The organism is Paenibacillus solani, assembly GCF_001277345.1.
GTDB classification, from domain to species: Bacteria; Bacillota; Bacilli; order Paenibacillales; family Paenibacillaceae; genus Paenibacillus_AQ; species Paenibacillus_AQ solani.
This window is the reverse complement of the sequence record NZ_LIUT01000006.1, coordinates 260,313-279,846: the sequence shown is the minus strand read 5'-3', so window position 1 is coordinate 279,846 and position 19,534 is coordinate 260,313. Positions and strand designations below refer to the sequence as shown.

Sequence of the window (19,534 nt, the reverse complement as noted above, 5' to 3'; positions counted from 1 at the left end):
AGATAGCGCTTTCATAACAGCTTGGCCAGCTGTTTAATATCTATCATAGAGGAACCAATCCGCTTGAGTCTATAGCGAAATTTGTATTATTTTGTCGAATTAGAAAGAATCTCAGTCTGAAGTAACAAAAATCATAGCGCGAACGGTGCTGATATGATAGTCAACCTGTTCCAAAGGCGTGCCTCCATCCCAAATTATTCGGAATGAAGGAATGCTGCCTCGCACTCTGACATTTCCATGAGGATGGTGAGGCATGAATGTCAGACCGTTCCCGCCATAACTATTCAAATAACGGTACCCCCGGGTCTTTCCCATTACAGTGAACCAGCATCGCATGCAGCTGTCCCCGATGGTGATACATATGCGCCACGATTTCAAGCAGCCATTCGTATCTCGAATAGGCAACGCCCCAATAGGACGTCATCTTCTGATGAAGCTCCTCTTCCGTCATCTCCCGGAATGCTCGCTCCAAATACGAGTAATTGCTCAGTATCTCGGCCTGTATGTCCTTCAGGTTGTTTAACGATACGCCTGCGTAGTACGCGCTCATCTCCTCTTGCGTGGCTTCTCCGGATATGTGAAAATCGGCCCGGCAGATGACGGCAATATGCTTGAGCAGATCACCGACCGAATGTTTGCCTTCTGTCGGCTTGACGAGTAAATCTGCTTCATCAAGCCTGTCGATAATAGCAACAATCGAGATGACAGCCACCTCGATTTGATGCAATGCATATGTACAATAAGAATTCATAGGTTCTCTCCAATCCGGTATGTATACAATAATATGTTCAAATCACCTTATTATTATAGAACATATGTTCCTAATAATTCAACAAAAAAACAACCTGACCCTTATGAGCTAAGAGTCAGGTTGTTCCAAATTACATATTATGAATAGTCAGCCAACCAGAGCAAATCCCGTTGTATTCTCAAGCACTTCCACCTTGAACGTGCTGCCATTCGCTTCTCGTACGACGCTTACGGACAGATAGCCGCTTCCGATCGCAATCCGTTCCGCTTTCAGTTCATCCATCCCTTCCGGAAGGAACGGGGACAACGCGATTTCCTTCTTCGCCGCATTCGGATACAATCCAAGTATTGCCTGCAGGAAGACAATCGAGGTTCCTGCCGCCCAAGCCTGCGGCGAACAGGTTGTCGGGTACGGAACGGGATGGCCCAGCCCTGCATCATGCCCACAGAACAGCTCCGGTAGACGCTGGTACTCAAAATGAGCCGATGCCTGCAGCAGACCGGATATGACCTTGCCTGCCTCTTCCTTGAATCCTTGTTTGCCAAGTCCCAGCAGGATCATCGCATTGTCATGTGGCCATACGCTGCCATTGTGGTAACTGATCGGGTAATATCCGGTGGAGTTCGTGCTCATCGTACGGATACCATACCCGTTAAACATGTCGGTTCTAAGCATCCGCTCCGCTTGCGCCTTCGCTCGGCTCGCTTCCGGCAGTCCGCTCATGAGCAAATGTCCGGGATTTGAGGTTACGCTGCGTACCTGGCGCAGGTTCTTGTCCAGCGCGATCGCATAACACTGCTCATCCTCCAGCCAGAAGGCCGCTTCAAAGCGTACGCGAAGCTCCTCAGCTTCCGTCTCCAGCTTGCGGGCCAGCTCCGGCTCGCCAAGTTCCGCGAAGACGGGCACCAGCGATTTCTTCGCTTGATACACGTAGCCCTGAACCTCCGAGAGCGCGATCGGGGATTCCGCGTACTCCCCGTTCTCATGAATGATCGAGTTGGCGGAATCCTTCCAGCCCTGATTCGGGAAGCCCTTCTCGGCTTCCTGCTTATAGGCCATGAAACCGGAGCCCGCTTCGAGCGCAGCATCAATATAATCCAATGCACGCAGCATGTTCGGCTTGAGCTCCTTCGCCAGAGAGAGGTCGCCCGTCCAGCGGTAGTACTCACCGATCAGCGCCAGGAACAGCGGCGTGGAATCAATGGTGCCGTAGTACGGCGAGAACGGGGACTGATTCGTCGTGACCAGCTCTCCATAGCGAATCTCGTGCATGATTTTACCCGGCTGCTCGTCCCGCCAAGGGTCCGTCTTCTCGCCTTGATAAGCCGCCAGCGTTCTCAAGGTTCCTACGGCAAGCTGCGGATTCATCGGAAGCATGAACAGAGCCGTGATCAGGCTGTCTCTGCCGAACGGTACTGCGAACCACGGCAGCCCCGCTACGGTTGTATCACCAAAGCCTACATCGGTCGTCAGCATCCGCAGATCCTGCAATCCTCTCTGGTACAAGCCGCTGAACAGCACGGAATCCGCTTCTACCCGCGAGCTGTTCCCGTACCAAGCCTCATAGGAGGCTTCGAGTTTCTTCAGTCCCTCTTCGTAGGTCAGCGGCTCCGCTGCGGGTTGTTGCTCGGTTAGCGGCGAGATAAAGAACGTAATGACCTTCTGCTCTTTGGCTTTCAGGGACAATGGGAACGAGACGGTTCCGGTTTCATCCGCTTGGCCGCCATCCGCATCCCAAGCAATACGTGTCAGCCTTCTCAGGTTGTCAGCGCCGACATAGGCCAGCGTCATATCCTGATCCCCTGTCTGAACGCCCTCCATCTTGCCGACCTCCCCAGTACGATATTTCCGCACCAGAAACATATCCTGAAAATCGGCATCAAAGGTCATCGTAAACTCAATATTCGAATCCGTCACAAAATAATTGGTCAAGGTGCAGCGCTCATACAGGACGCCATCGTAGATGAAACGTTCCCGAAGCACTTCAATTGCCCCTTCGTCCTTGGACTCCTTCATAAGGCGGAAAGATGCTACATAACTCTTGTCCCCCGCCGAGGTCAGGAGCGAGGGCTTCTCACCGTCGATGAACAGCTCCATGCGGCTCAGGAAACGCGTATCCTTTGTGTACAAACCATGGCCTTGATCATCCCCTAGGACGATATCTCCATTAAGTCCGGTCAAGAAGAATACGTCTCCTTCTTTAATTACGCGGTAGTCCATGCATAAATCTCCCTTCGATTTCGGTTTATTCAAACAACCGCAAGCTCAGCCTGCAGTCCTTCTTCCGAATGCGGTCCGACCCAGACATGGAACTTCCCGGGTTCAACCGTAAATTCAAGTCTCTCATCCAAGAGCCCCAACTCTTCACGTCCCAGCGTAAAATGAACGGTACAGCTTTCACCAGGCAGCAGCCATACCTTGCGGAAACCCTTCAATTCTTTGACGGGCCGAGTTGAGCTCGCCACCAAATCGCGGATATAGAGCTGAGCAGTTTCCTCGCCAACTCTGGACCCGGTATTCGTGATACTCACGGATACCTGCGCGGATTCGTCCCGGCCGATCTGATGCCGTTCCAGCTGCAAGTCCGTATATTCAAACGTTGTATAACTGAGGCCGTACCCGAACGGATACAGCGGATCGTCGTCGCAATCGATATAATCTTCATACAGATGAGGACGCCCGGTATTCTTCCGGTTATAATACATCGGAATTTGGCCCGTCGCGCGCGGAATGGTAATCGGTAGGCGACCGCTCGGATTGTACGCGCCCGTCAGTACGTCCACAAGCGCAAGGCCTGTGGCGGTCCCCAAATGCCACGCTTCTACCACGGCATCGGCATGTTCATGCAGCCATGGTGTGGCAAGCGGCCGTCCATTCATCAGCACGACGACAATCGGCGTGTCAGTCTGACGCTTCAGCTCCTGAATCAAGCGCTCCTGACAGGGTGGAAGCGTAATGGAGGTCACGTTGTAATGCTCACCGGTCATCGCTTCGGATTCGCCTACAACGACCACGGCGACATCGCATTGCCCGGCTAGCTTCACGGCCCGTTCCACACCGTCATCCAGCTCCTCCAGAATGCCGCTGCCCGGCTCGAAGAACACCTCCGCCTTCGGTGCGATTTCCGATTGGAAAGCATCCCATACCGTAACGACGTCCTCATCGCGACCTTTCCAAGCCCAGCAGCCCATTGAATTATGACGATCATCGGCCAGCGGCCCGATCAAGGCCAGCTTCTGGTGCTTGCCGGTATCCAGCGGCAAAATTCCGCTGTTGTTCTGCAGAAGCACGATCGATTTCCGGGCACTGTCTCTTGCCTGAGCCAGATGCGAAGCTGGAATGGCTTGCCCTTTCAGCGAATCTTCGGCTTCTTCGCTTACATACGGGTTTTCGAACAATCCAAGCCGGATTTTCACCTGCAATATGCGAAGCACCGCATCATCCAACAGCTCAAGCAGCTCGGGGTTATCCTGGATCAGCGCCTCCAGATGATCGAGATAGACACCGGACTGCATGTCCATATCAACGCCGGCATTCAGCCCCTTCAGCGCGGAATCCTTCCGGTCTTCAGCATAGCCATGGTAGATCAGCTCTTCGATCGATTCCCAATCACTGACCACCATGCCATCAAAGCCCCACTCACGCTTCAATATATCCCGCAGCAGATAGCGACTTCCGGAAGCAGGAACCCCGTTAAGTTCGCTGAAAGCACTCATCACAGACAAAGCACCTGCCCGAATCCCATGCTCAAACGGCGGCAGCACGGTTTCCCGCAAGGTCCGCTCCGACATGTCTGTCGTATCATAATCCCGGCCGCCTTCAATCCAGCCGTAGCCGGCAAAATGCTTCACACATGCCGCCACCGTCGGATAACCGTCCTCGTTCGGACTTTGAAACCCTCTGACCTTCGCGGCAGCGGCCAAGGAAGACAGATAGACATCCTCCCCTGTGCTCTCCGCGATGCGGCCCCACCGGGGATCGCGCGTAATGTCCACCATGGGGGCAAAGGTCCAGCGGATACCTTCCGCTGCCGCCTCTTCTGCCGCAATGCGGGCATTCTTCTCCATCCCCTCGAGATCCCAGCTGGCGGCTTCGCCCAGCGGGATCGGGAAGATGGTGCGGAAACCGTGGATGACGTCATCCCCGATCAGAAGGGGGATCCCGAGCCGGGTCTCCTCCACAGCCAGCCGCTGGAGCTCATTAATCTTTTTTGGACCATGAACATTCAGCAATGATCCGATCTTGCCTTCAGCAACCAGCTTATGTTCCCGCTCCTCACACCGGCCGTACTGCACCGTCTGGCCGATTTTCTCGGCCAACGTCATCTTCGCGAGAAGGTCCTTCGCACGCTGTTCCACTTTATCCATGCCTAATCCCTCCGATGCTTCTATATCAACCTTTGACGCCTGCGTTCGATATTCCTTCGATATATTGGCGCTGGAACAGGAAGAAGAACAGGATGATCGGCAGCGTGGACAGCACGACCCCGGCCATGATCATCGGCGTATTCTCAAAGAACATATCCTTTACGCTGTTCAGACCAACCACCAGCACATACATTTCCGGCGTATTCGCCAGCGTGCTCGGAACGAGATAACTGTTCCATGTTCCGGCAAAAGCAAGAATGGACATCGTAATCAGCGATGAACGGGCCAGCGGATATACGATCCGCCAGAAAGCGCCCATCTTCGTCAGGCCATCCATCCGCGCAGCCTCCAGGAACTCATTCGGAACCGAGATAAAGAACTGGCGAAGCATGAAGATGTACAAGCCTTGATACAGAAACGGCACCGTTAATCCCCAGAACGTGTTCAGCCATCCTAGCTGTGCTACATTCACGTAAACCGGGATCAGGATCATATGGTACGGCACCATCATGGTGGCCACAACGATCCAGTAAATCAGTCCTTTTCCCTTAAAATTCAGCTTGGCCAGGGCAAATCCGGCCATCGGATTAATGATCAGGTTCCCGATGACAACAGCACCAGTCATGATCACCGTATTCAGAAACCATCTCGGTACGTTGTACGCATCGTTCGTAAAGAAGATCTTGAAGTTCTCAAACGTCCAATTGGCCGGCGACGTCAGGGTGTTAACGTGGCGCATCGGGATGACGGACGTATAGATGGTATAGAGAAAAGGAAGGGCGAATAAGAGCCCCAGGATGATCGTGCCGATGTACAACAACAGCCGACGATTATTCTTACGGGTCAACATTACTCTCACTCCTTTTCATCCAAGAATTTTTTTTGCAGGTACGTAATCAGCATGATGATTATGAAGAACAGCACCACCGCCGCGCTTCCGTAACCAATGTTCATGTAACGAATACCGTGCTGATAGAAATACGTAACCACTGTGCTGGTAGCACCAGCCGGTGAACCGAGTGCGCCATAGCGGGATATCGCCGCAATCTGGTCATAAATCTGGAACCCGGCAATCGTCGATACCGACACGATAAAGAAGGTAATCGGTTTGAGGAACGGTACGGTAATGTAGCGGAATTTGTTCCATTTGGACGCTCCATCGATTTCGCCCGCTTCATACAGATCCTTCGGAATCTCCTGAAGGCCCGACAAATACACAATCATGGTGAAGCCGGCTTGCTGGAAGATAAACAGAATACATACGAATAAGAGCGCATAATTGGTATCCGCAAACCATGTCACATTTCCGAAGCCCAAAGCTCCGAAAAATTTCGTCAAGAAGGTGCCCTGCTTGAAGAGCATCATGAACACCGTCGTGATCGCGATTTGCGAGGTGATATACGGAATGAAGAATACCGTCCGGAATATCCCCTTGCCCTTCAGCTTCTGATTGACCAGGATCGCCAACAGCAGACCGAGCACCGTCTGTATCGGAATCGAGATCACCACAATTTCCAGGGAATGAAGCAGCGCCTGGAAGAATTCTTTATCTTGGAGAATGGTGACATAGTTTTCGAGGCCGATAAATTTCGCCTGATCCAAGGCAGCGAAATTCGCATCCTGAAAACTTCTTACGAAAGATTGGATGAATGGATATAAAAACCACCACGCCCATAAAATCAAAAAAGGCAGCGTAAACAACCAGCCCAGCGTCTTGTCGGAGTCTGCCAAGGAACGGAACCAGGATTGCCTGATCTTGTTTCCCTTCAAATCAGCGTGCTTGCTGCTGTAATCGGACATGAATTATCCCCCCACTCCCATACTTAAAATAGATCGATCATGAAAATCCCCCCACAAAGTGGAACCTATGCGACGATGCTTATTCCAAATACTTTGCGGGGACCCCAAAAAACTTATAAATTCTACTATGTGAAAAAAGGCTCCCGCTCCCTGAGAACAAGGAGCGGGAGCGGGTGTAACCTCTTTCTTATTTGAACTGGGCCTGAATATCATCGAGAATTTGTTGCGCCGTTTTACCGGAGCCGCCAAGAATCAGGCCTTCCAATTCTTTTACGAGCTCATCCGTAAAGCGCTTGGTATCCGTTGGATAACCGTAGTCTGTGCTGTATTCCAGCGCAGGCTGCAGCGCCTTGAATTCAGGGTTCTTCTCGAAATACTGCTCAGACAACGAGGATACGGCCGGATTGAAGCCAAGCTCCATAAATGCGGTTTGTGTATCGTCATTGGTCATGTAATAAGCAGCCTTCAGCGCAGCTTCCTTGTTCTTCCCGTCTTTCAGTACCATGTAAGCATCAGAGCTCATGGTGCTTCCGTTCGTTGTACCTTTTGGAACCGGAATAGCGACCATTTTCAGATCTGGATTCGCATCCTTCAGGTACCCTTTGTACCAGTAACCACCTGTACTCATAGCGCCTTGCTCATTACTGAATACCTCGCCGTCCCAGCCGAAGCCGAGCGATTTCGGCGTGACAGCCAGTCCTTGGTCATACATGTCGATGATCATTTCCAGTGCTTTCACGTTCTCTGGCGAGTTGATGGTCTCACCGTTACCCCAGCCGCCGCCGAAGCTCTTCACGTAGTTCGTGATATGGAAGGCATCCAGGTTCACGATAATGCCCTTCACATCGCCTTTGTTCAGCACTTTTGCTGCTTCAATGACTTCATCCCAAGTAGTTGGGTATTCGCCAAGACCAGCATCTTTCCACATTTGCTCATTGATAAAGAACATCGCCGGCATGTCGCTGTTTGGTACGCCATATTGCTTGCCGTCCACGTTCCAGATTTTCTTCGATGTATCCGGGAATCGGTTCATATCTACACCTGTCGTTTGAACCAGGTCATCGATCGGAGAGAACAGTCCCTTGTTGATGTACTCGTAAGCACCTTCATTGGACATCTTAATGAAATCAGGTGCAACGCCAGCGGCGATTTCACCTGGAAGCGTGTTCCAGAACTGCTCACTGCTTGGATATTGTTTGATTTTCAGTTCAATCTCCGGATACTGCTCGGAAATGGTGTCCGCTGCTTTCTGATAAATCTCCAAATCCTGCGCCGTGCCCCAGAATCCGAAATTCACCGTAACTTTTTCCGCTTTGTCTCCAGAAGCTTTATCTGTATTGTCAGCGCTTTTACTGCCGCCGCAAGCGGATAAACTTACAACAAGCGCCAAGCACAACACCAGCATGGCTGAAAACTTCTTGTTCATCTTACCCATGATGCTACCCCCCACGTTTCTTGTCGTTTTACCTTACATCTTTATGATAAAGAGCCGAGACAACAAAAAAAATTAATCAAATGATGATTAATTTTTTAAAATTGACTATTTTTTTATCCATATCTTGCACTGCAAGATTATTTTTATGAAATATCACACTTTTTTATCTAAAATCACACTTCTTCTTTCCTATACTGTTTAGGAGTAAAGCCCGTGTACTTCTGAAATACAATCGCAAAATGGGCCTGATTATTGAACCCCACCATCTCGGCAACGTCATAAATTTTGTGGCGGTAGTCCTTGAGAAGCACCTTCGCTTTCTCGATCCGGCGCTGATTAATATAATCAAACAGTCCTTGCCCGACCTCTTGCTTAAACAACCGGCTGACATAATTCGGACTGACATGAAACAGCTCCCCGAACAATTTCAACGAGAGACTCTCCGAGTAGTGCTCTTCCGTATATTCCATAATATTGCGCGTGAGCTGGCTGTATCCTTTAAGCTCCACTTGGCTGCGAGTCTTAATACGTTCCTTGAACATGAGCCGGTACATAGCTGACAACTGCCCAAAATCATGAATCTCCCCAAAGACAGCTGCATTTTCGGATACGGCCCCGCCCGGTGAATCTCCGCTCTCTCCAATCATAAACAGCAGACCTTCATACACCTTGCGGACATCCTTCTCTTCCATGCATTCTTCTTGCTCCAGAAACTTCTCCCACTTGGACAGCAGTTCCATGAACAAGTCATTCGCTTCTTCCCTGAGCGCCGCCTTCATCTGGCTTAAGTAGGCATCCGCCTGTTTATAAACCTGCTCACCCTTCTGTTTCAGATGCTGATAATAAAATATGGATGTATCCGGGTGATAGAATTGATGGGATAACGCTTTACCCGCTTGCTCATAGCCTGCCCGAATGCCTTCAAAATCGGCAAACCAGTCACTGACGCCAAGGACAATATCGATGTTCACAAAGCGCTTCAGCGCCGCACTGATCATCTGAACTATTTTATTCACGCGGGTCAAAGAGGCCAGTAGGCTTTTCAGCTCACTATTACTTATAAATACGGCACTGAGCTGCTCGTCAAGCTGAAGATATTCAGCCTCCTTCTCTGTGGAAAGAATCTCGCTTACAATATTCTGCACCGTATTCGGCAGGATCGACTCGGTTTCTTTGGTATACCTTTTGATGACCGTGTGATAATTCTTGATTTTAAAAAGTAAAACATACATATTCCCTTCCTTTAAACTTGTTTCAGACAGGTCATGGACATGACCGTGAAGGGCATCATATAGAATCTGTTCTCTCCGATTGCCGACTGTTCCAGTTCCTATACGGGCGGAAGCTCCCTGGCTTCCAAAATGTTCCCGGATACTCTTCAGCATCGCTGTCAGCTCGCGTTCGTTCATGTCAGGTTTGTGGAAATAATCAACTGCACCCAGCTTCAACGCTTCCTTCACGTAGGCAATATCATCGAAGCTGCTTAACACGACCGTTTGAACCGGAATCTGCCGGTCCTTGATCGTCCGGAGCACCTCGAGCCCGTCCATCTTCGGCATTTTAATATCCAGCAGCACGACGTCCGGATAAGTCTCCGCTATCATGCGCAGCGCTTCTTCCCCATCACCCGCTTCACCCACAATCTCCACGCCCTGGGCTTCCCAGTCAATCGCCGATTTGATCCCGATCCGAACAAGGGGCTCGTCATCTACTATAAGTATTCGCACTTGCTGATCACCCTGTTTCTTCTGTGATGATTGGAACCCGGAGCCAGGCCACCGTTCCGCCGAACTCTCCCCTCTGGATCCATAAGCCGTATTCCGGTCCGAAATGAAGGGATATACGGTTACGTATATTGTTCAATCCGATCGAATTGAAGGCATCCTGCGGTCCGTCCTGCTCCGTCTTCGCTGGTCCACCCTCCGGAAACCCGCGCCCGTTGTCGCTTACTTTCATGATCAGCGCATCCGACTCCTCATAAATGGATATGACCAGGATACCCTTGTAATCGATCCCTTCAAAACCATGGAAGACCGCATTCTCCACAAGGGGCTGAAGCAGAAACTTCAGGGTCCTATGATTCATTACGGCAGGATCGATCTCGTACGTGACATCAAATTTATTAAAATAGCGGAAATCGAGAATTTTCGTATAGTTCTCCATGAATTCGACTTCTTCGGCAATGGTCACGAAGTCGCCTTCCTTCTTCACCGTAAACTTGATAACCGAAGAGAAGGCCTGCAGCGCTTCTTCAATGCCCGTTGCCCCCTGAATCTTGGCCATCCATTTGATCACATTCAGCGTGTTATATATAAAATGCGGACGAATCTGCGACTGCAGCGCATTCATCTCGAGGGTTCGTTTCTCCTCTTCCTCGACATAGATACGTTCAATTAAATCACGAATTTCTTGCAGCATCTGATCCACCGTATTGCTGATCACGCCGATTTCGCCTTGATCCTTCGTATCGAAGCTGACGTCAAGCTGACCTTGAGAGACAAGCTTCATTTTACTATTCAGCACGGACAGCGGCTTCATGATCGTAGTCGCAATGCGGGCAGATATCAGGATGGACAGCACGAGCAGCAGAATCAATGCACCGATCAGGATGGACACCATCAGGTAAACGATCGAGAACAGATCCTTCTTGGGAATGACCGTCACCGCCTTCCAATTCGCCATCGAAGAGGAAGATGAAATCATATAGGTATCCCGATTGATCTGCGTGTTCACTTGGCCGTCTGCACTATATTGAATATCACTCCCCAATACCTCAGACGCCGGCCGCCCAATTTCCTCAGGATGGACACTGTGCACAATATGATCCGCTTCATCGATCAGATAGAATTTCGTATTCTCTGAAAATGCCGTGTCACTCCATAATGTCTTCAGCTTATCAACCGAAATGTTAAAGAGAATGAAACCAAGATCCTCTTTCGTATACGGATCCATAATCGCCCTTCCAACAGACACGACCGGGATGCCCTTCGTTGACAGCAGCCGCTCCTGATGAATCCCTACAGGAACTAGGCGTCCATAAGCTTCTCTAATCTTTTGAACGAAAGGCTCACGGGTAAACTGCTCCTTGAAATAAAAAAAGTTCATGTATTCCCTGTTGCTTCGGCCAATGATCGACTGGCTGTTCTCGTGATAGATAACAACGGAGTCAATCAAGTCCGAATAAAGCATGACCCCGCTCTGAATTAAGCCATTCACTTTATCGAAATCCTGACCCCGCTCAAGCAATGGATAGGCCACCTTGCTGTAGTCCTTGCGCATGATCGGGTATACCGTTGCATCCTGAATCGGGAACATGGACAGCCGTGAAAGCGGCTGAAGGGAGGTATCGATATTCTTAATAATTTGCTTGTTATTCTCCACCGCGGCTTCAATCATCGTACTCCGGTTATTCTCCACGTATACCCAGGATACGATACCGCCGATCAGAAGGAGGGGAACGATGATGAAGGCGGAGAATGCCACGATCAGTTTCTTCTCCAGACTTAAGTGAAGCATCTTCTGTTTTAGTTTCTTCATGGGCCGCGTCTCTCTTCTTGTTGTTCGTTATGTGATCTTGTCTTTATCGCGCTGTTCCGCTGATTCGAAATTGCCTTGGCGTCATTCCCGTAAAATTCTTGAATACTTGCGTATAATAACTCTGGCTGCAGAACTTGAACGTAAACGCGATTTCGGATATTGATTGATTCGTATTGGCCAGTAAATGCTTGGATTCCTCAATTTTCCGCCGATTGATAAAAGTGGTTATCGCCTCACCCGTCTCCCGCTTAAACCGATCGGACAGATAACTCGGGTGGACCTTCAAATATTCAGCAACTCCCTGCAAGGTCAGCTCCTCAAAAATATGCTCCCTAATGTAATAGATCGCCAGATTCACGATATGAGAGAAAGACACGTCTTCCTTCTCGGAGCGAATCATCGACACAAACTGTACCAGCATTTCATATTCAAAATGGACCAGCCGCTCTACATCGGTCATTTTCTCAATCTCAAGAATTAGCGTATCACTTAAATGAAAGGCAATTTCCGGATCCACGCCGCCCCTGATGATCGCCCGGGTAAATAAAGTGCAAGAAGCAATCAAGGCGTTCTTCTTCGATCGCAGCGGATACGTCGCAAGCACAGCCGCTTCCAGCTCGTTAATCTTGCGCAGCATGTCCATCGCTCTATTCTCATCGCCGAAACGGATCGCTTCCAGCAGTTCGTGCTCATAGTCAAACGGGGGATGGATAAAATTCTCGCGCAAATAATGCATGCGGGAAGACAGGTAAAACGGTTGGTTTCCATGGCTTCCCGAGCGTATGGGCTCTTTCATTATTTACACACCACCTAAAAATATTGATAAAAACCTTGTTATTTTAGTATAACATAACCCCGATTGGTTCTAAAATTCAAGCATAACCATGCTAGGAAGGAAGTGTAGACCATGACCTGGATGATATCAAATCCTGATTTGTCGCAGCAAGCTTTGTTGAATATGGAAAGTATTTTTGCACTCGGAAACGGTTACTTGGGTGTGCGCGGCAACTTCGAAGAAGGTTACGGAGAAAGCATGTCCACCATTCGCGGTACCTACCTGAACGCTTTCCACGACGTCATTGAAATCCCATACGGCGAGAAGCTCTTCGCCTTTCCCGATACACAGCAAAAACTCGTTAATAATATAGATGCCCAAACGGTCCTGATCTATTTAGGCGATGAGAAAAAGCCCTTCCGCTTGGATCACGGAACGATCACTTCGCATAAACGCCGATTGCATATGGACAAAGGGTATTCCGAACGAATCGTTCAGTGGAAATCACCCGAAGGCAAAGAGATCAAGCTGACCTTCCGCCGCCTGGTGTCTTTCGTGCGCCGGGAGCTCTTTGCCATCCATGTACGAATAGAGCCGATCAATTTCAACGGCCAGGTTCGCATCGTCTCCACCGTGAACGGCAAAGTGAAGAACTACACCAATGCCAATGATCCACGGGTAGGAGCAGGACACGCAGAACGGATGACCGTCATCGATGCCGGCGTGAAGGGCAATGATGCCTATGTCGTTGACGAGACGATGGCTTCCCAGCTGTGTGCGGCTTGCGTAACCCGTCACCGCTTGGATGTTAATGCCGACATTCAGCTCGAGGCCGGAAACGGAGAAGTCACGTTCACAGCGACTCTTCCATTGACCGGACCAATCGAGTTTACGAAATACAATCTGTATACCGACAGTCTTCGTCACGGTCAGAATATGATCGATCGCGGCATCCAACTGCAAGAGGAGTTGAAGGAGCTTTCTTTCGAGGATTTGCTTGCCGAGCAGGCTGAGTACCTGAACGACTACTGGAAATCTGCCGATGTCGTAATTCAGGACGATGACCAGCTCCAGGAAGGTATCCGTTTCAATCTATTCCAGCTGCTGCAATCTGCGGGCCGTGACAAGCACAGCAACATTTCTGCCAAAGGACTGAGCGGTGAAGGCTATGAAGGCCATTATTTCTGGGATACGGAGATTTACATGTTCCCTGTATTTCTGATGACACAGCCGGACATTGCACGCCAGCTGCTGCTGTATCGCTATTCCACATTGGAGCAGGCGAGAGACCGAGCACGTGAAATGGGACACCGCCAAGGCGCCCTGTTCCCGTGGCGCACGATCTCGGGGACGGAATGCTCCTCCTTCTTCCCGTCGGGGACGGCTCAATATCATATCAGTGCCGATATCGCTTATAGCTATATTCAATATTATCTCGCTGAGCAGGATCGGGATTTCCTCTTGTCCTATGGTGCCGAGGTGTTGATCGAAACCGCCCGCCTGTGGGCCGACATCGGCCACTATTATAATGGCGCCTTCCATATCGATGAGGTGACGGGGCCAGATGAATATACTTGCTGCGTGAACAACAACTATTACACGAACGTCATGGCAAAGCATAACCTGAAGTGGGCTGCCAAGAGCTGTTCCATTCTGGAATCCTACGATGCCCAAGGCTTCAAAACCCTGTGTGACCGGCTTGGCGTAACCTCGGATGAAATCTCAGCTTGGGCGAAAGCGGCGGATGCCATGCTGCTACCGTATGATAAAGCACTTGGCATTAACCCACAGGACGATACGTTCCTCCGCAAAGCGGTATGGGACTTCGACAACACACCGGAGGATAAATACCCGCTGCTGCTGAATTACCATCCGCTCACCATCTACCGTTATCAGGTGTGTAAACAAGCGGATACGGTGCTCGCTCACTTCCTGCTGGAAGACGAGCAGAGCTATGAAACGATTCAGCGTTCCTATGACTACTATGAAGGCATTACAACGCATGACTCTTCCCTGTCCTCCTGCATCTTCAGCATCATGGCTTCGAAGATTGGCAATATGGACAAAGCGTATGAGTATTTCATCGAGACAGCTCGCCTCGACCTCGACAATACGCATGGCAACACGAAGGACGGCCTGCATATGGCCAACATGGGCGGCACTTGGATGTCGATCGTCTACGGATTTGCCGGCATGCGTCTGAAGGAAAGTGGACTCTCCCTCTCCCCTGCCATTCCGAAGGACTGGGAGAAGTATGCGTTCCGCCTCAACTTCCGCGGCCGCCTCATCGGCGTATCCATCGAGAAGGACGGCGTGACCTTGGAGATCGTAGAAGGCGATTCCATCGAGATCAAGCTGTACAACGAAGTAGTTATGCTTGAATCCGGGAAGTCCGTGAAGCATTCGCTTCAGGGCAAATAATAAGGCTTAGGCTGTCTGATATCACAAAAAGGAGCCATAAGAACATGAACGAAACACGCAAGCTGAAGGCCGTTATCTTTGACCTGGACGGCGTCATTACGGATACTGCGGAGTATCATTATCAGGCATGGAAAGCCACGGCAACCGAGCTCGGCATCCCATTCACCCGTGAATTCAATGAGAACCTCAAGGGAGTATCCCGCATGGATTCTCTGAAACTGCTGCTTAGTCAAGCAGAGAAGCCCGTCAACTATTCGGATGAAGAGCTGGTACAGCTGGCTGATCGCAAAAACAAGCTGTATGTCGAGCTGATCGAAACGATTACGCCAGCCGACCTGCTGCCAGGGATCACGGAATTTGTGGCAGACATCCGGTCGACCGGCCTGAAGACCGGCATTGCGTCCGCCAGCAAGAACGCCATTGCGGTGCTTACACGGCTTGGCGTTATGGACCATTTCGACGTGATAGTCGATGTAAACAAGCTGAAGAACAGCAAGCCCGACCCGGAGATCTTCCTGACTGCTGCCGCACAGCTCGGCGTAGAGCCTGCCGACTGCATTGGTGTTGAAGATGCCGCATCGGGCGTTGATGCCATCAAGGGTGCCGGCATGTTCGCCGTGGCCATCGGCAATGCGGCGCACTTCCCGCATGCGGATATCGTGCTGTCGAGCACGGCTGAGCTGAATTTCCGTGAGCTGGCGCAGACGTTCGAAGGTAAATAGAAGTAAAAGGGTGCTCTTAAGGGAGCATCCTTTTTCGTATGGTAGGAGGATCGGGGATTGATGCAGCCGCATTGTCCCTGACCCTCCTCTTTTTTTGCAACCGTTCGCCATCTTCGGTAGACTGTGGTTAGTATTGTTACAAACAACTTATCCGGTGTGAAGGACAGACGGACATACCGAGAATACTGTAAAGGGGACTTTCCATGGAACAGGCTGTCTTGGATCTAGGGGCCGAACGTTTCGGCCGAGGTTCGTACTCGCTGCAATTGCTCGGAGGATTCGATCAGAATGTATTTGAATACGTCGGCGAAGACGGGCACCGCTTCGTGATTAAATTCTTGGACGCGTCCAAATATCGCAAAGCCTCGATCATCCGCGAGCTAACGTGGATGGCCTATCTTACCGAGCAGGGGCTGAACTTGGCGGAGTCGATTCGATCCGCTCAGGATCTTCTGATTGAAGAGGTAACTCACGATTCCAAGCAATATTATGTCATTGCTTTTACAAAGGCTCCCGGCAGTCCGTTAACGGATTTGGCAGCGGATTTTGCTATGATCAAACAGTGGGGACGCGGGATGGGCCGTATGCACAAACTCGGCAAAAAGGATTCCAACGCTGCTTCGCTTGTGCACCGAATGGCCTTTCCTCAGTGGAATGACCATGTCATGTTTACCGATGCGTTCCCGGAGGCGGCTGGTGAACAGGTACATACTCAGTGGAAGCAGTATCTTAAGGAATTGGAATCCCTCCCACAAGATCAGGAAGGCTACGGCATTGTCCACAATGATCTTCATCATAATAATTTTCATGTACATAATGGGGAGATTATCTTTTTCGATTTCGGGGATATCTCATACCATTGGTTCGCCTACGATATTGCCATTGCCATTTATCATGCGATACAGACCATACCTGAAAGCGGTAAAGCTGAATTTGTTGCCCGATTCTTCGATTCATTCTTATCCGGCTATCTACAGGAGAACACGCTAAGCGAGGAATGGATCCAGCGGATACCGTTATTCATCGACTTTCGCCATATTTATTCCTTTGTCTACTTCACCAAATTCGTCAATTGGGATGAGATGAACAAGCGCACCCGGAATTATCTCTTAGGGATGAAAGCTGATATTGAGGCAGGCAAATCCGTTGTAACGCTGTCTATTTAATATTAAGAAGGAAGAATACTTTGCTATGAAACCAAAATCTACATATATCCACCGATTCGGCTATTTGGGACTGGGAATCCTGCTCTCGGCCATCATTCTATATCTGCTGTTCCTTCGTCCGACTCCCATTAAGGTGGGTGGGTTTACTTCCTATACGGGCGAAAACACCATCATCTTTGAGGCGATCAATGAAGGCTTCACCGATGTAGAACTGCTGGAAGTGCGGGTGAACGAGGGCAAGAAGCCGACCCGAGCTGAGCTAGGCGTCAGTTATTCCCTGCATTTGGTCGGCGGTGGCGGCCTTGATGAAGATCCCAATATCGAATTCGTGGATATTCGGGAGCAGCCGCTGAAGCCTGAGCTCACGCCAGATGAGAAGAGAGCTGCGCTCGATCAGGACGCTCGCATTCCGCTCAATTACGGCGTTCGTCTATATAACGATACGCCGATCCGGCAGATTGAAGTGAAATATAAATATTGGGGAATTACGTTTACGAGGGATATGCCGATGGGGCGATTTTTCGATAGTGGTTAAGGTACCGAGGTGAATGGAGGTTCTAACATGGAGAAGATCCATATTGGGCGCACTATCGCTCTTGTAGCTTTTGTAATCACTGTTGTACTGGTAATCATAGATGGCTTTTTTCTGCATTACGGTTCCCCCTTTGACGGATATGGTCTAGCTTCCACATACGTACTGCCTCCGATAGGGTGTATCGCTTCTGTTATATCTGTGAAGAAAACCGGTTCAAAGTTAGATGTCGCCTTGATATTCATGAACGCGCTTGCATTCTTCTCGATTTTCCTGTACATGTTTTTGGGTACGATTTTTATGGGGATTTAGGGTGAACAAGACCGTTTCCTGATTGCTATGATGCTGTCCAGCAGGCACCGCTGATTTCTCCGCCTGGAATTCGTAGATAAACAAGACACAAAAAGAGACGTCCCTTGATCATTCGGAAACGTCTCTTTGGGATGATATCTAACCTGGTATTACCTTATTTTTCGGAACCTTCAATTAAGATGACACCACATCATTATTCAGAAATTCCCTCAGTGCAGCCTCCATATCAGGCTCCCCGTCATCTTCGGTCCATGAATCCTGAATGACAAGATAGCGGCAGGCGCTGCTCTGCAAATAGCTGTAGATGATTTGCGCAGCATCGATATCTTCCCGGGTAACCTCGGCAGCATCGCATTCCATGTCCCTCGTGAAATAGCTAAGAATCAAGGCTTTGACCCTCCGCCTCAGCGAATCAATGTCCACGGTAGAAGCCACAGAGCATCGCTCGCTGTGCAGCACAACATTCCCCTTAATCAGAAATAACTTGATGGTATCTTCGTTTAAATGTTCGTAGACAACGATGCTGTGATTCTCTTCGGCGAACTCGATTACATGCCGTTTACTTAAGAGCAAGTTCACTGCATTCATGCCGTCCCTGTATTTAGCAGCCTGTTCAAAATCGAAACGCTCTGCGGCGTCTAGCATGCTGCGCTCCATTTGATCATATAAACTTCGGTCGTCCCCTTGAAGCAGCGCAATGAATCGATCCATGACCTCATCAAATTGACGAGCGGCGTCGCCACCAAGACATTTGCCAAGACAGAGGCCTATCGAATAATTCAAGCAGGGTGTATTTGCCGTAGAAGCGGCAGGTGTATGATTGCAGGCAATGTTACAGCATTCCTTAACCTTTTGTACTGCATGTTCAAGACTACTTCTGCTGGCCGTATATGGACCGAAAAAATGAGACCGATCGGGAGCGCCTTCATCCAGTGTGTCTGTAATTTCCAGCCACCGCCAATCTCGCTTTTGCTGTAATACAATATATTGATAACCTAGCGGATTTTTCATCTTACGGTTATACATGGGCTTTATATCCTGAATGAGCCTGCATTCCAGCATGAACGCCTCAAACTCCGTGTCGGTGACGATATATTCCAGATCTTTAACATGCTGTACCAGTCTTTTCACTTTTGGGGAGTGCGATTTATTGTTGTAAAAATACGACTGCACTCTCTTCTTAAGACTTTTGGATTTGCCGACATAAATGACCGTTCCCCGCGAGTCTTTCATAAGATATACGCCCGGCGACAGCGGCAGCTCTTGTATTTTTGTTTTCATTTTAACTGTCGATCCTCTCAACGAATCTACCAAACATGGCGTTTTCCGTTCCGTTCAATTCAAAGATATCATATGCACACCAAAAAGCACCACAATCACCGGCTGATCCAGCTCGTTGAATGTGATGCTTCTATTAGGGAAACAGCCTCTATTAACGTCTTCTTGTATAGGATTGAATTACCCATCTATATTCTAAGGTGACTTACTTGAACCTTCATCTAATAATTTCTTCAAAGTTTCCACTTCATTTCTTAATGTAATTATGTCCGACTTCAAACCGGAATTTTTAATTCCTTCGCTTACAATTAAATAAATGATTAAATAATTGACTATTAGTAAAAGTAACATAACTATCAGCACATCTAAACCAACGACATTAGATAAAAACATGATGTATCAGTCCCCTCCCTTATTATGCTCGTAATGATCAGAGAT

Annotated in this window: 15 protein-coding genes; 5 read left to right on the top strand and 10 right to left on the bottom strand. The window is 49.4% G+C overall.

Annotated features, from left to right (window positions below; translation table 11 throughout):
• Positions 1–280 precede the first annotated feature (280 nt).
• The 9 genes from AM231_RS22560 to AM231_RS22520 form a co-directional block, all read right to left on the bottom strand.
• Entirely contained in the window at positions 281–751 is a 471-nt protein-coding gene (locus tag AM231_RS22560) for a DinB family protein (protein WP_053490261.1), read from the bottom strand.
• 147 nt (positions 752–898) lie between these two features.
• On the bottom strand, positions 899–2,971 hold the full coding sequence (locus tag AM231_RS22555) for an amylo-alpha-1,6-glucosidase (RefSeq protein WP_054404617.1): 2,073 nt from the start codon (positions 2,969–2,971) through the stop codon (positions 899–901).
• A 29-nt stretch (positions 2,972–3,000) separates the two neighbouring features.
• Positions 3,001–5,118 carry a glycoside hydrolase family 3 N-terminal domain-containing protein gene (locus AM231_RS22550; protein WP_054404616.1) on the bottom strand — a complete coding sequence of 706 codons (2,118 nt, stop codon included), beginning with the start codon at positions 5,116–5,118 and terminating at the stop codon, positions 3,001–3,003.
• 25 nt (positions 5,119–5,143) lie between these two features.
• Positions 5,144–5,968 (bottom strand): carbohydrate ABC transporter permease, encoded by an 825-nt coding sequence (locus AM231_RS22545; RefSeq protein ID WP_053490264.1) that lies wholly within the window; start codon positions 5,966–5,968, stop codon positions 5,144–5,146.
• A gap of 5 nt (positions 5,969–5,973) precedes the next feature.
• Positions 5,974–6,918 (bottom strand): carbohydrate ABC transporter permease, encoded by a 945-nt coding sequence (locus tag AM231_RS22540; RefSeq protein ID WP_054404615.1) that lies wholly within the window; start codon positions 6,916–6,918, stop codon positions 5,974–5,976.
• Positions 6,919–7,105: 187 nt separating this feature from the next.
• Positions 7,106–8,353 carry an ABC transporter substrate-binding protein gene (locus tag AM231_RS22535; RefSeq protein WP_053490266.1) on the bottom strand — a complete coding sequence of 416 codons (1,248 nt, stop codon included), beginning with the start codon at positions 8,351–8,353 and terminating at the stop codon, positions 7,106–7,108.
• Positions 8,354–8,526: 173 nt separating this feature from the next.
• Positions 8,527–10,080: a response regulator transcription factor gene (locus AM231_RS22530; RefSeq protein ID WP_054404614.1), complete on the bottom strand. Its 1,554-nt coding sequence runs from the start codon at positions 10,078–10,080 to the stop codon at positions 8,527–8,529.
• 7 nt (positions 10,081–10,087) lie between these two features.
• Complete coding sequence (locus tag AM231_RS22525) at positions 10,088–11,890, bottom strand: sensor histidine kinase (protein WP_054404613.1); 1,803 nt, start codon at positions 11,888–11,890, stop codon at positions 10,088–10,090.
• A gap of 43 nt (positions 11,891–11,933) precedes the next feature.
• The gene (locus AM231_RS22520) at positions 11,934–12,686 is read right to left on the bottom strand and encodes a helix-turn-helix transcriptional regulator (protein WP_054404612.1); all 753 of its coding nucleotides are present in this window, start codon (positions 12,684–12,686) and stop codon (positions 11,934–11,936) included.
• 111 nt (positions 12,687–12,797) lie between these two features.
• Here AM231_RS22520 and AM231_RS22515 point away from each other — a divergent pair, with 111 nt between their 5' ends.
• The 5 genes from AM231_RS22515 (at position 12,798) to AM231_RS22495 (ending at position 17,818) form a co-directional block, all read left to right on the top strand.
• Entirely contained in the window at positions 12,798–15,086 is a 2,289-nt protein-coding gene (locus AM231_RS22515) for a glycoside hydrolase family 65 protein (protein WP_054404611.1), read from the top strand.
• A 44-nt stretch (positions 15,087–15,130) separates the two neighbouring features.
• The gene (pgmB, locus tag AM231_RS22510) at positions 15,131–15,808 is read left to right on the top strand and encodes a beta-phosphoglucomutase (protein WP_054404610.1); all 678 of its coding nucleotides are present in this window, start codon (positions 15,131–15,133) and stop codon (positions 15,806–15,808) included.
• A 203-nt stretch (positions 15,809–16,011) separates the two neighbouring features.
• Positions 16,012–16,974, top strand: a complete 963-nt coding sequence (locus AM231_RS22505) for a phosphotransferase enzyme family protein (RefSeq protein ID WP_054404609.1) — start codon at positions 16,012–16,014, stop codon at positions 16,972–16,974.
• A gap of 25 nt (positions 16,975–16,999) precedes the next feature.
• Positions 17,000–17,509, top strand: coding sequence for a hypothetical protein (locus tag AM231_RS22500; protein WP_054404608.1), 510 nt, complete (start codon positions 17,000–17,002; stop codon positions 17,507–17,509).
• A 27-nt stretch (positions 17,510–17,536) separates the two neighbouring features.
• Positions 17,537–17,818: a hypothetical protein gene (locus tag AM231_RS22495; RefSeq protein ID WP_054404607.1), complete on the top strand. Its 282-nt coding sequence runs from the start codon at positions 17,537–17,539 to the stop codon at positions 17,816–17,818.
• 174 nt (positions 17,819–17,992) lie between these two features.
• Here AM231_RS22495 and AM231_RS22490 read toward each other — a convergent pair whose 3' ends face one another.
• Complete coding sequence (locus AM231_RS22490; protein WP_054404606.1) at positions 17,993–19,099, bottom strand: GIY-YIG nuclease family protein; 1,107 nt, start codon at positions 19,097–19,099, stop codon at positions 17,993–17,995.
• Positions 19,100–19,534 lie beyond the last annotated feature (435 nt).

Coding starts and splice junctions, on each gene's coding strand:
- AM231_RS22560 (WP_053490261.1), bottom strand. CDS start 751: ATGAATTCTTATTGTACATATGCATTGCATCAAATCGAGGTGGCTGTC.
- AM231_RS22555 (WP_054404617.1), bottom strand. CDS start 2,971: ATGGACTACCGCGTAATTAAAGAAGGAGACGTATTCTTCTTGACCGGA.
- AM231_RS22550 (WP_054404616.1), bottom strand. CDS start 5,118: ATGGATAAAGTGGAACAGCGTGCGAAGGACCTTCTCGCGAAGATGACG.
- AM231_RS22545 (WP_053490264.1), bottom strand. CDS start 5,968: ATGTTGACCCGTAAGAATAATCGTCGGCTGTTGTTGTACATCGGCACG.
- AM231_RS22540 (WP_054404615.1), bottom strand. CDS start 6,918: ATGTCCGATTACAGCAGCAAGCACGCTGATTTGAAGGGAAACAAGATC.
- AM231_RS22535 (WP_053490266.1), bottom strand. CDS start 8,353: ATGGGTAAGATGAACAAGAAGTTTTCAGCCATGCTGGTGTTGTGCTTG.
- AM231_RS22525 (WP_054404613.1), bottom strand. CDS start 11,890: ATGAAGAAACTAAAACAGAAGATGCTTCACTTAAGTCTGGAGAAGAAA.
- AM231_RS22520 (WP_054404612.1), bottom strand. CDS start 12,686: ATGAAAGAGCCCATACGCTCGGGAAGCCATGGAAACCAACCGTTTTAC.
- AM231_RS22515 (WP_054404611.1), top strand. CDS start 12,798: ATGACCTGGATGATATCAAATCCTGATTTGTCGCAGCAAGCTTTGTTG.
- pgmB (WP_054404610.1), top strand. CDS start 15,131: ATGAACGAAACACGCAAGCTGAAGGCCGTTATCTTTGACCTGGACGGC.
- AM231_RS22505 (WP_054404609.1), top strand. CDS start 16,012: ATGGAACAGGCTGTCTTGGATCTAGGGGCCGAACGTTTCGGCCGAGGT.
- AM231_RS22500 (WP_054404608.1), top strand. CDS start 17,000: ATGAAACCAAAATCTACATATATCCACCGATTCGGCTATTTGGGACTG.
- AM231_RS22495 (WP_054404607.1), top strand. CDS start 17,537: ATGGAGAAGATCCATATTGGGCGCACTATCGCTCTTGTAGCTTTTGTA.
- AM231_RS22490 (WP_054404606.1), bottom strand. CDS start 19,099: ATGAAAACAAAAATACAAGAGCTGCCGCTGTCGCCGGGCGTATATCTT.